Source organism: Paenibacillus sp. JJ1722, assembly GCF_048282685.1.
GTDB lineage: Bacteria > Bacillota > Bacilli > Paenibacillales > Paenibacillaceae > Paenibacillus > Paenibacillus polymyxa_B.
The window spans coordinates 6,093,517-6,105,623 of sequence record NZ_CP182500.1 but is presented as its reverse complement, the minus strand read 5'-3'; the positions used below and the strand labels follow the sequence as shown (position 1 = coordinate 6,105,623).

At 44.7% G+C, this 12,107-nt stretch carries 12 protein-coding genes; 11 read left to right on the top strand and 1 reads right to left on the bottom strand.

The genetic code is table 11. From position 1 onward, the window contains the following. Nucleotides 1–1,072 precede the first annotated feature (1,072 nt). The 11 genes from rpmH to ACM1ND_RS27165 all read left to right on the top strand — a co-directional run bounded on the left by rpmH (nucleotide 1,073) and on the right by ACM1ND_RS27165 (nucleotide 11,483). Nucleotides 1,073–1,207: a 50S ribosomal protein L34 gene (gene rpmH / locus ACM1ND_RS27215; protein WP_007433250.1), complete on the top strand. Its 135-nt coding sequence runs from the start codon at nucleotides 1,073–1,075 to the stop codon at nucleotides 1,205–1,207. A 264-nt stretch (nucleotides 1,208–1,471) separates the two neighbouring features. Next, nucleotides 1,472–1,822 carry a ribonuclease P protein component gene (gene rnpA / locus ACM1ND_RS27210; RefSeq protein WP_013312817.1) on the top strand — a complete coding sequence of 117 codons (351 nt, stop codon included), beginning with the start codon at nucleotides 1,472–1,474 and terminating at the stop codon, nucleotides 1,820–1,822. Nucleotides 1,823–1,893: 71 nt separating this feature from the next. Then, nucleotides 1,894–2,760 carry a YidC/Oxa1 family membrane protein insertase gene (locus ACM1ND_RS27205; protein WP_023991157.1) on the top strand — a complete coding sequence of 289 codons (867 nt, stop codon included), beginning with the start codon at nucleotides 1,894–1,896 and terminating at the stop codon, nucleotides 2,758–2,760. Then, a complete protein-coding gene (gene jag / locus ACM1ND_RS27200; protein WP_028540985.1) occupies nucleotides 2,757–3,518 on the top strand; it encodes an RNA-binding cell elongation regulator Jag/EloR in 762 nt (253 codons plus the stop codon). Before ACM1ND_RS27205 ends, jag begins: the two co-directional genes overlap by 4 nt. A 128-nt stretch (nucleotides 3,519–3,646) precedes the next feature. Further along, nucleotides 3,647–5,023, top strand: coding sequence for a tRNA uridine-5-carboxymethylaminomethyl(34) synthesis GTPase MnmE (gene mnmE / locus ACM1ND_RS27195; RefSeq protein ID WP_023991155.1), 1,377 nt, complete (start codon nucleotides 3,647–3,649; stop codon nucleotides 5,021–5,023). Between the two features lie 95 nt (nucleotides 5,024–5,118). After that, nucleotides 5,119–7,008 (top strand): tRNA uridine-5-carboxymethylaminomethyl(34) synthesis enzyme MnmG, encoded by a 1,890-nt coding sequence (gene mnmG / locus ACM1ND_RS27190; protein ID WP_028540984.1) that lies wholly within the window; start codon nucleotides 5,119–5,121, stop codon nucleotides 7,006–7,008. Continuing rightward, nucleotides 7,008–7,730 (top strand): 16S rRNA (guanine(527)-N(7))-methyltransferase RsmG, encoded by a 723-nt coding sequence (gene rsmG / locus ACM1ND_RS27185; RefSeq protein ID WP_028540983.1) that lies wholly within the window; start codon nucleotides 7,008–7,010, stop codon nucleotides 7,728–7,730. The genes mnmG and rsmG overlap by 1 nt, the downstream gene beginning before the upstream one ends. 431 nt (nucleotides 7,731–8,161) lie before the next feature. Further along, a complete protein-coding gene (gene noc / locus ACM1ND_RS27180; protein ID WP_013312811.1) occupies nucleotides 8,162–8,980 on the top strand; it encodes a nucleoid occlusion protein in 819 nt (272 codons plus the stop codon). A 186-nt stretch (nucleotides 8,981–9,166) separates the two neighbouring features. Then, entirely contained in the window at nucleotides 9,167–9,928 is a 762-nt protein-coding gene (locus tag ACM1ND_RS27175) for a ParA family protein (protein WP_023991152.1), read from the top strand. Then, entirely contained in the window at nucleotides 9,921–10,763 is an 843-nt protein-coding gene (locus ACM1ND_RS27170; protein ID WP_013312809.1) for a ParB/RepB/Spo0J family partition protein, read from the top strand. Before ACM1ND_RS27175 ends, ACM1ND_RS27170 begins: the two co-directional genes overlap by 8 nt. 198 nt (nucleotides 10,764–10,961) lie before the next feature. Continuing rightward, nucleotides 10,962–11,483 (top strand): DUF4446 family protein, encoded by a 522-nt coding sequence (locus ACM1ND_RS27165; protein ID WP_023991151.1) that lies wholly within the window; start codon nucleotides 10,962–10,964, stop codon nucleotides 11,481–11,483. Here the strand turns inward: ACM1ND_RS27165 and yyaC are convergent. Then, nucleotides 11,437–12,042 (bottom strand): spore protease YyaC, encoded by a 606-nt coding sequence (gene yyaC, locus ACM1ND_RS27160; protein ID WP_023991150.1) that lies wholly within the window; start codon nucleotides 12,040–12,042, stop codon nucleotides 11,437–11,439. The genes ACM1ND_RS27165 and yyaC overlap by 47 nt on opposite strands. Nucleotides 12,043–12,107: the final 65 nt, after the last annotated feature.

Below are 12,107 nucleotides of genomic sequence, written 5' to 3'. Positions count from 1 at the left end.
AGACGTCACTCCTTTTAAATCCTGACATTTTACCGAATTAAGCTGCAGAGAGCTGCTCTCGGCGCTTCGGCAAAACGCCTAAATCCCAAAAATGTTGTTGAAGGCCATAAAAAGACATACCGCCGCCTAAATCATGCGGCAGTGTGGTGAGAGAACGCAGCACAAAATGACCCTGAAAAATAGCTAATGGAAATTCCGCTGCTGATCAGCAGAAGAAAGGCGATATTTCTCAGGAGGGAATGTGCGGCACGATCCGTTCTCTTGATCCCGCAGGCCAAAACGGGACTGCAATATGTCGAAATCAAATGAAAAATGTAGAATATATCCCCAGAATCCCGAATCCGCACAAAAATAAAAAGATGGATAAATTGAACTTGTTCACAACTTTATCCACAGGGTGTTGATAATATGGAGGGTAAAACAACATATTCACATTCAAAAGTAATATCATCATAGCAAAAGAAGCCTTGTATTTCAATGACTGGTGGTTATTTATCCACAAATTCAATCTGTTGTGTACAATTTTTATTCACAACACAAGATATTGTTTATAATTTGTTCAGTTTTCGACAATAACTCTTTTTTACTCTAAAATGTTATGCACAGGTTATGACCATTTAAATCACAATTCAGTTCTTTTTGTGGATCTGTGTATAACAGCCGTTGCCTTTTGGTCACAGAGGCTTATTTTTCTGTTGAAAATTTCCGGTAACGTTTCCGACATTATTTTTGAACGAACCTGATAACGTCGATCTGAAAATAGGATGGATTCAAGTTACAGAATGAATAAATGTAAAAAACCGTTTTTGGAGGAGCGAAAACTACAAATAGAATGCTGATGATGGAGGGAGAGGTGAAAGAAGTTTTATGAAGTAAGGGGATAAAAGAGTGAAGTGAGTGAGCGGGAGGAAGGGGAGGAGGCTTCCTGAATGCGAAAAAGAGGGAGAGGATTCACAAGTACATTGACTTTGCCCGCTATTTGTGGTTAAATGTACAAAGGTGTTTTTTGTGGAGATTGCTACGTTAGGTATATTCCATATAAAACGTATTCCTTGTAAGGAGGTGCAGCACAATGAGACCGACTTTCAGACCGAATGTCAGCAAACGTAAAAAAGTTCACGGCTTCCGTAAAAGAATGAGCACGAAGAATGGCCGTAAAGTTTTGGCAGCTCGTCGCCAAAAAGGTAGAAAAGTATTGAGTGCGTAATGCGTGCATAAAGACCACTACGGTGGTCTTTTTTTTCATAATTGAGGTATTCAGGGATCGGATTCCTTCTTTTATTGTTGTAAAAAATGTAGTGAAAGAAGAGGGAGAAGTCCAGCATCCTGTCCTATATTAGATGAAGCTTTTGAAAACGGATATAAAATAAGCGAGATTACCATGTTGGAATGTTGTCCATACTTCTTACTATATAAAAGGTAAAGGTTAGCTTACCGACATGTGTAAAAGAGATGAGCAAGGAGAAGCGCCGTGCAAAAAAAATTGCGTCTACGAAACCGGGCGGACTTTGGGCGCGTATACCGCCATGGCAAATCTTTTGCCAACCATCAGTTTGTGGTGTACTGGTTCCGCCGCAGAGAGGTAGAGCAGTTCCGCGTCGGAATTTCGGCCAGCAAGAAGATCGGCAACGCAGTAGTTCGCAACCGGATGCGCAGAATCGTTAAGGAAATTGTGCGCCATCATGAGCATGAATTGGTGGAGCAGATTGACCTGATTTTTATCGTTCGTAAGGGTGCGGTTACAATGTCGTATCAAGAGCTGGAGAAAAGCGTGCTGCACGTTCTACGCAAAGCCTCGCTGCTCAAGTCTTCACGCCGATAGTCAGTATCTTTGTCCTACAGGATATGGTATGATTTACGTTGGAATGGATTGGTTAAGAAAGGGGTTATGAAGTGTCGCGTTTGAAGACTCAACGAGGAAAATGGTTCCTCCTGATTGCCTTATTGGCACTTGTTGCTGTGCTGTCCGGATGTGCTCAGACGGCCCACAATTCTTACACGACGGCAGACTTGGCCAATGGATCGTTTTGGCAAAGATATGTCGTTTACTGGTTTTCGTATGCGTTAGATACATTTGCCCAATGGTTCTCTGGAGAGTATGGCCTGGCCGTACTGATTCTGGTGATTATCGTGCGAACCATTATTTTGCCGCTTACACTCAAGCAAGTACGTAGTTCCAAAGCTATGCAGGCCATTCAGCCGCAATTAAAAGAAATTCAAGCGAAGTACAAGGATACGCCTGAAAAAGTCCAGCAAGAGACGATGAAGTTGTTCCAGGAAAATAAGGTCAACCCGATGGCTGGCTGTCTTCCTTTGGTAGTACAGATGCCAATTTTCATCGCGCTTTATAATGCCATTTATTATAACTCGGCATTGCGGGATCATGACTTCTTGTGGCTCCAGTTAGGTAAACCGGATCACTTGTTTATCCTGCCGATTTTGGCAGCGATTACGACTTTTGTCCAAACCTGGATGATGATGAAAATGAATCCGACGCCGCAGCAGGGACCAATGCAATTTTTGCTGTACGTCTATCCGGTGCTGATTCTGTTCATGTCGTACAACTTCCCATCCGCTTTGCCATTGTACTGGTTCTACAGTAATATTTACACGATCATTCAAAACTATTTCCTTTATCGGAATAAGGATAAAGAAGCAGCACTGGCGAATGTGAAAACAGCCAGTCTCGCGAAAACAGGTTCCTCCAATAGTAAGAAAAAAAGTGGCAAAAACACGAAGGGGGCTAAAAAGTCGAGATGACCAAAGTCGTGACATCAGGAAAAACCGTTGAAGATGCTGTAAGACAAGGACTCTCCCAGCTGGGAGTAAGCCGTGAACGGGTAACCGTAAGCGTGTTGGAACAGCCGTCAAAAGGATTCCTGGGGTGGCTCGGGGTCAAGAAGGCGAAGGTGGAGCTTACGCTGCTCTCTGAGCCGTCTCCTGAAACCACACACGCGGCTGAACCTCATGTATCGGCTCAAGCACCTTCTAGCGTGGGACAGGCTTTATCAGAAGAAACTGGGCCTGTTGCACAGGAAGCACAGATGAACATGGGAGCACCTTCGGGACATATAGATCCTTATGAAGAGGCGGTGCGTTTCATCCGTGAAACAGCAGCAGGAATGGGATTGGACGTTAAAGTTGATGTCCGCCACCGCAAGGATGAAAGTACACTGGATATCTCCGGTCCGTCGCTCGGTATGTTGATCGGCCGCAGAGGACAGACATTGGATGCATTACAGTACCTGACGAATATCGTTGCCAACCGTCATTCTGACAAATTCATCCGAATTGTGCTGGATGCCGAGCAATTTCGTGCACGTCGGCAAAAAACGCTGGAGGATTTGGCAGATCGGTTGGCGAACCAGGCTATTCGTTATGGCAAGGAAGTGGTACTGGAGCCAATGCCGTCACAGGAGCGGAAGCTGATTCACGCCAAGCTCCAACAGCATGCGCTGGTTAGAACATACAGCAAGGGGGACGAGCCCAATCGGCGCGTCGTCATTGCTAAAAAATAATCCGACGCAATGGCTCTCTGCAAGATGCAGAAGCCATTGCTTTTTTTCTTATATTTCTCGCTGAAACGGCTGCCGTCCTTGATGAAGGACGGCAATGTCGTTTCTACTTGATAGGAGGTAGAAACTTTATGCTGAGCGATACTATAGCTGCCATTGCAACGGCTGTCGGCGAGGGCGGCATTGCGGTTGTACGGATCAGCGGTCCAGAAGCGGTCATGGAAGTGGAGGCATTGTTCCGTAGTAAAACGCCTCTAAGCAAGGCTCCAACTCACACGGTACATTATGGACATATAATAGATCCTCAAAGCCAGGAAAAGGTGGAGGAAGTTTTAGTTACAGTGATGCGGGCCCCACGCTCTTTTACGACAGAAGATGTCGTAGAAATCAGCACTCATGGCGGGGTCGTAGCCGTCAAACGGGTGATGGATTTACTATTGCTGCAAAATATACGTCTGGCTGAGCCAGGTGAATTTACGAAACGTGCTTTTTTGAATGGTCGTATTGACCTGAGTCAGGCGGAGGGTGTCATTGACTTGATTCGTTCCAAATCAGATAAAGCTTTTTCGGTGGCTTTGAAGCAGGTGGATGGACAACTGTCCCAGAATATTCGTCGCTTGCGTCATGTTTTGGTGGAGACACTTGCTCATATTGAAGTGAACATTGATTATCCTGAGCATGATGTTGAATCTTTTACATCTGACTTAATCAAGGATAAAAGCAGTCAGGTCATGACGGAAATTGATCGGCTGCTGCATACGGCGGAGCAGGGAAAGATCTTGCGTGAAGGGCTGACCACAGCGATTGTTGGAAGACCAAATGTGGGAAAATCATCACTGCTGAACACATTGGCTCAGGGCGAGCGGGCAATTGTGACCGATATTCCGGGCACAACCCGTGACGTTATTGAGGAATATGTGACGATTAATAGTATTCCGCTCAAGCTGCTGGATACAGCTGGGATTCGTGAAACGATGGACGTAGTGGAGCGGATCGGAGTAGAACGTTCGAGAACGGCGGTTAGTGAAGCGGATCTGCTGCTCATCGTCATTAACGCCAACGAACCACTGCATGAGGATGAAATGGCATTAATGGAACAAATCCGCGGTAGACAAGCGATTGTCATTATGAATAAAATGGACTTACCGGCCCAAGTAGACCGGGATTTGTTGCTGCGTTATGTTCCCGAAGAGCTTATCGTACCGATGTCTGTGAAGGAAAATGAGGGAGCGGACCGACTGGAGCAGGCTATATCGAATTTATTCTTTAGCGGCAAGCTGGAATCAGCGGATATGACATATGTCAGCAACGTACGGCATATTGCTTTGTTGAAGAAGGCGCGGCAATCGCTGGTAGATGCCTATGAAGCCGCTGATCAATTTGTTCCGATCGACATGATCCAGATTGATGTAAGGCTGGCATGGGAGCATTTGGGTGAGATTGTAGGCGATACTGCGCATGATGCGCTAATAGATCAAATATTTTCACAATTTTGTCTGGGCAAATAGAACTTTCAAGCATGGCTGATATAAGCCTACTATCGTTATATATACAAGAGCATATTCGGCGTGAAGACCGGAATGTATAAGGAGGTAAGAAAGGTATGGGTTACCAAGGAGGCGACTATGACGTAATTGTCGTAGGCGCGGGCCATGCGGGCGTAGAATCAGCCTTGGCAGCAGCACGGATGGGCTGTCGCACGTTGATGATCACAATTAACCTGGATATGGTCGCTTTCATGCCCTGCAACCCGTCTATTGGCGGTCCTGCAAAAGGGCATGTGGTGCGAGAAATTGATGCACTGGGCGGCGAAATGGGTCGGAATATCGATAAGACGTTTATCCAAATGAGAATGTTGAATACTGGTAAAGGTCCCGCGGTTCATGCATTGCGTGCACAAGCAGACAAGTTCTCTTATCAGCATACGATGAAGGAAACGATGGAAAAGGAACCGAATCTGACCTTACGCCAAGGTATGGTTGAAGAGCTGATTATGGAAGACGGTCATTGCGTAGGTGTAATTACGAAGACGGGCACAGAGTATCGAAGTAAAGCAGTTGTCCTGACCACAGGCACTTATCTGCGCGGAAAAATCATTATGGGCGAGCTGATGTATGAGAGTGGTCCGAACAATCAACAGCCTTCGTTGAGATTGTCTGAGCATTTGAGAGAGCTGGGTTTTGATCTGGTTCGATTTAAGACAGGAACGCCGCCACGTGTGCATAAGGACACGATTGATTTTAGCAAAACGGAAATACAACCGGGTGATGATCAACCGAAGTTCTTTTCCTATGAAACGAAGTCTTCAGATAATGAACAGCTTCCTTGCTGGCTGACATATACTTCAATAGAAACGCATCAGATTATTAATGATAATTTGCACCGTGCACCCATGTTCTCTGGTCTGATTGAAGGAACGGGACCACGTTATTGCCCATCTATTGAAGATAAGGTGGTACGTTTCAGTGATAAGCCTAAGCACCAAATCTTTTTGGAGCCTGAAGGTAAAAACACATCTGAATACTATGTTCAGGGCTTGTCCACCAGCTTGCCAGAGGATGTGCAATTAGCTGTGCTGCGTTCGATTCCGGGGATGGAAAAGGTAGAGATGATGCGCAATGGCTATGCTATCGAATATGATGCAATGGTACCTACGCAGTTATGGCCTACTTTGGAAACGAAGAAAGTCCCAGGCTTGTTCACAGCAGGTCAGATTAACGGTACTTCCGGTTACGAAGAAGCTGCAGGTCAAGGGATTATGGCAGGGATTAACGCAGCTCGCAAGGTGCAGGGCAAAGAGCCTGTCGTATTGGACCGTTCGCAAGGCTACATTGGGGTTCTGATCGACGATCTCGTGACGAAGGGTACGAATGAGCCTTATCGCTTGCTGACGTCGCGTGCAGAATACCGTCTGTTGTTGCGTCATGATAACGCCGACCTGCGATTGACTCCGATCGGGCATGATATTGGCCTAATTACGGATGAACGATACGAGCGCTTTTTGGATAAAAAGCAAAAGGTAGAGCAAGAGATTGAACGTTTACGCTTGGCGAAGGTTCGTCCGGTTGATATAAATGAGATGCTGGAGCAAGGCGGATCTGCACCAATACAGGATGGCAGTAATTTGTTAACGGTGCTGCGTCGACCAGAGATCAGTTATGCGCAAGTAGCACAAATCTCACCTTCACCTATAGCTCTAACTGAGGAAGAACAGGAGCAGGTGGAAATCCAAATTAAGTATGCGGGCTACATTGAAAAGCAATTGATGCATGTTGAGCGTCTGCAAAAGATGGAGAAGAAGAAGCTCCCAGAGGATATTGTATACAGTGAAGTTCAAGGACTGGCCATTGAAGCCAAGCAGAAACTTGAAAAGATCCGTCCGATGTCGATTGGCCAAGCATCCCGTATTTCGGGTGTAACTCCTGCGGATATTTCCATTTTGCTGGTTTATCTGGAGCATTATAACCGCGTAACGGCAGCAAGGGGATCATAATGGACGCGATACAACAGCAATTTAAGCAGCGGCTGGCAGAGCATAGTATTGTGATTAATGACAGTCAGTTAGAGCAGTTTGAAACATATTACCGTGTGCTGGTTGAGTGGAATGAAAAAATGAACCTGACGGGTATTACTGAGCGTGATGCAGTGTACACCAAGCATTTTTATGATTCTCTTTCCCTGGCCTTTTATGTACCGTTAAAAGATGTGGAAAGCCTAGCTGATATTGGATCAGGTGCAGGTTTTCCGGGCATTCCTTTGAAAATATGCTTTCCGCAGATTCAGTTGACTATTGTAGACTCGTTGAATAAACGTATACAATTCTTGGCACATGTGGTAGAACAGTTGGGTCTGGAAAATGTTGAACTGATTCATAGCAGGGCAGAGGAATTGGGGCGTAAACCAGGATACCGCGATAGCTATGATCTAGTGACAGCTAGAGCTGTTGCTCGTCTCGCAGTATTGAATGAATTTTGTTTGCCGTTTGTCCGTGAAGGAGGACACTTTGCCGCGATGAAGGGCAGTGATCCTACAGAGGAAATCAAGGAAGCTTCCTACAGCTTGAAAGAGCTAAAGGGAAAAATCAAACATGTTCAGGCCTTCCAGCTACCTGTTGAAGATGCAGCCAGACATATGATTATTATTGAGAAAAGAGCGGCTACACCACGAAAATATCCACGTAAGCCGGGTACTCCTTTGAAGACGCCGTTAGTGTAAATGTTTGAAAGAAAGTGAATGTTTCACGTGAAACATTCACTTTTTTTATGGCTGATAGACTCTTTACATAAAAGACTCTTTGCTATCATGCGTTCTTGTTTACATTTGGGGAGGAAGATGGATGATAGTTATCAAAGAGGATGCATAATTTATTCTCTTATCCTTCCGAAAAGCTGGTAGAGACGATAGGATTATGGCTGGAAAAGTGATAGAATAGAGATAATCGTTTTAATGTAAGTTGACTGCTCCTGTACCCATGAATTCAGATATACATATAGGGGAGTGGGACAACAAATGTCAGGGGAGTACGTGGAGTGTACCCGCTTACGGCGCTGTTTCATATAAAAGGGTCTACGATCCGCGTAAGGAACTGTTTTTCACGAAGCGCTGTTAGTATGGTGCTATTATGAAATTAGGTGGTATTATACGGAATGAAAGAACAATTTTCCAAGCTATTTGGTTTGACGGAGCGATCTACTGGGGACGAAATAAAACAAATTCCAGTTCGGGATATTGTCAGCAGTCCTTATCAGCCCCGTACCATATTTGACGACGAGAAGATTGATGAGCTATGCCAGACCATTAAGACGCATGGTGTAATTCAACCGATTGTCGTTCGTTTCCGTAATGGACAATATGAGATTATAGCAGGGGAACGTCGTTGGAGAGCTGTCACCAAGCTGGGTATGGAAACTATTCCAGCCATTGTTCGTGAGTTTAATGATTCACAAGCTGCATCCATCGCGTTGATTGAGAATCTTCAACGGGAAGGGTTAACTGCGATTGAAGAGGCTGTAGCTTACCAAAAGCTGATTGATCTACATCAGCTCACCCAGGAAAGCCTCGCTCAACGACTTGGTAAAAGCCAATCCACTATTGCTAACAAGATACGGCTGCTTCATCTGCCGGAGAGAGTGAAAGAGGCTCTAATGGAACGGAAGGTGTCCGAGCGTCATGCTCGTGCATTATTGTCATTAGAGACCGAAGAACTACAGTACAAGGTTTTAGATGAAGTCATTGCCAAAGAACTCAATGTGAAGCAGACAGAGGCACGAGTTGCCTTTTATAAACAAGTATCCACCAATAAGAAATCGAAGCGGATTTCCTTTACCAAGGATGTCCGGCTTGCGCTGAATACGATACGTCAATCCATTGATATGGTGTCTGGCTCAGGCTTGGATATCAAAACCAAGGAATCTGATCATGAGGATCACTATGAGATTGTCATTCAAATTCCCAAACGTAAGTAAGGGATGAAGCGTACAGGCGGCAGCAATTGCCGCTTTTTCTGTCTAACGCCGAATAAAACCGCAGCATACTCAATTCTATTCTGAAATTGCCGTTATCCGTAAGTTAAGGACTAAGTAACGTCTCCATAGAGCATTTTGCAATCATGGAGTGTAGCAGGATTCCGATTAAATTATGAGGTGAATGAAGTGTCAAAAATAATAGCCGTAGCCAATCAAAAGGGCGGAGTAGGCAAAACAACTACTTCCGTTAATTTGGGCGCCGGACTTGCTTCCCTCGGCAAAAGGGTATTGCTCGTGGATATCGACCCGCAAGGTAATACAACCAGCGGTGTGGGTATCAATAAGGCGGATGTGGCAAATTGCATTTATGATGTACTCATTAACGAGGTTGATCCTAGCGAAGCTATTGTCAGTACACAGGTTGAAGGATTAGATATTATTCCGGCAACCATTCAGTTAGCAGGCGCGGAAATTGAACTGGTACCGACCATTTCTCGTGAATTGAGATTAAAAAGATCGCTTCAACTCGTTAAGCATAATTATGATTATATTTTAATTGATTGCCCGCCATCGCTGGGTATTTTGACGCTCAATTCATTGACGGCTTCCGATTCAGTCATTATTCCAATCCAGTGTGAATATTACGCATTGGAAGGATTAAGTCAATTGTTGAATACCGTGCGATTAGTGCAAAAACATCTGAACACCTCATTGCAAATTGAAGGTGTGTTGTTAACCATGTTTGATGCCCGCACGAACTTGGGTATTCAGGTGATTGAAGAAGTGAAAAAGTATTTTCAAAGCAAGGTTTATCAGACGATTATTCCACGCAATGTGAGACTCAGCGAAGCACCATCACATGGCCAGTCCATTATTACGTATGATCCCCGTTCCCGTGGGGCAGAGGTATATATTGAGTTGGCAAAGGAAGTGGTATCTTATGAGTAAACGGTTGGGAAAAGGACTTGATGCACTCATTCCCTCCCTTACAGTCAATGAAGAGGATAAGGTTGTTGACATTCCGCTCAGCCAGTTGCGTGCGAATCCGTACCAGCCTCGAAAAACGTTTGATGAAGAGTCCATTAAGGAATTAGCCGAATCCATTCGTCAGCACGGTGTTATCCAACCCATTATTGCACGTAGTGTATTGCGAGGATATGAAATCATAGCCGGGGAAAGACGTTTTCGGGCTTCTCAATTTTGTGGGAATCCGACTATACCTGTAGTTGTTCGCAATTTTACGGATCAGCAGGTGATGGAGATTGCCCTGATTGAGAATTTACAGCGTGAGAATTTGAATGCAATGGAAGTGGCAGTAGCTTATCAGGGATTAATGGATCAGTTTTCTTTAACTCAGGAAGAGTTGTCCATGAAAGTGGGAAAATCACGTTCTCATATTGCCAATTTCCTTCGCTTGCTCGCATTGCCTGAAGAAGTTAAAGATCATGTTTCACGTGGAACATTGTCTATGGGACATGCTAGAGCTATTGTTGGGCTCAAAGATCCAGACATGGTGAAACAGTTAGCACAGCAATGTATTGAACAGCAGTGGAGTGTTCGCGAACTGGAGGAAGCTGTACAGCAGTTGGATCATAAGCCTGGTGAGGCGAAAGCCAAAACAAAGGTACGAAAAAAGGACCCCTATATTGACCATATGGAAGAGTCCCTGCGTGAACGCTTTAAAACAACTGTAAAGATCAAGCACAATAAGGATAAAGGCAAAATTGAATTGAATTATTACAGCCAGCAGGATTTGGAAAGATTACTGGAGCTATTACAGTAGTTTGTTGAAATATGGACATGTCTCCTTGAGCAAAATGGAAAGTGAGATATGTCTTTGCTTTGTCTGGAATTGCAGGAATTAGAATGGTTTTGATGGATAAACTAATAGCCTTGTGTTATTTGTTTCGCTGTTCTCAAACGTATAAAATATAAGTATGCAGTAACATGATTTTTGAGGTAGAGGAGTAGAAGCAAGCATATGGCTGAATTGAATGGACTAATCATGGAACAGCTTGCCGGAATCGTTGCAGGGATCGTGCTTATTTTGCTCATCCTGTTGATTGTTATTATCGTGCAGGGTGCAAAGCTGAAGAAGATGCGGCGAAAGTATGAAACCATGATGGCAGGCAGCGGTGTCGAGAATTTGGAAACGCTGCTGATTGATTTGAAGGTACAGATGGATACGATTGAGGATGAGCAGGAAACCCATCGTGCAAGTATGAAATCATTACGTAGTAAACTGGCTGGCTTGAAGGGACATATAGGTATCAAACGTTATAATGCCTTTGGTGAGAGAGGAAGCGATTTAAGCTTTTCCCTGGCTATTGTAGACGACAATCAGGATGGTATGGTATTAACCGGCATTTATAACCGAGATGGCTCATATGTGTATGCCAAGCCTCTAGAAGCGGGACAATCCACCTATTCCTTATCACCTGAAGAAAAAGAAGCCGTTACTCTTGCGCAGCAAGCAGGACAGAACGGTAATGCCACTCCTTAATTGCGGAGTATAGGCTGCCAGCAATGATATCTGATAATTTCATTACCAAATTTAGTCTCGTATTTTGCAGCACGAAGTATTCCATGAAGCCGCCGACGTTAACGATACCAGTTAAATGGATATCGCCGACCGGCGGTAATTCTTTATTTACACCTGCTCCAGGCTTGAGAGGACCATCTGAAACCTGAATGCATCCAACGCTGGAGGTTTGTCCAAGACATGCATCTATACCAATGATATAAGGCTGTTCATATCGGGCTTGTATGCCATTCAGCGTCGTTTGCAGGTTCATAGCATGTACAGGCTCCTCTAATGTACCGTATAGGTTAAACAGAGGGCTTTTGTAGCGTGATAAATGCGTACCTACGAGCGGACCCAGGCAATCTCCAGTAGAACGGTCGGTGCCGATGCAAATAATGACGATATTTTGCAGACTCGGCGCCTGATGCAGATGGAACAGCAGACGATGGATGATGGCTGATTGGATCCCGGGGTCTGTGTGTGATATTTTTAAGCTTAGGGGTTCTTGCTCCGGAATGAAGTCAGATGGATGAGTCATGGAATCTTCCTTTCGCTCTGTAATGGAGTGTGAAGGTTGCGCTCGCTGTACCTTGGAGAATAACA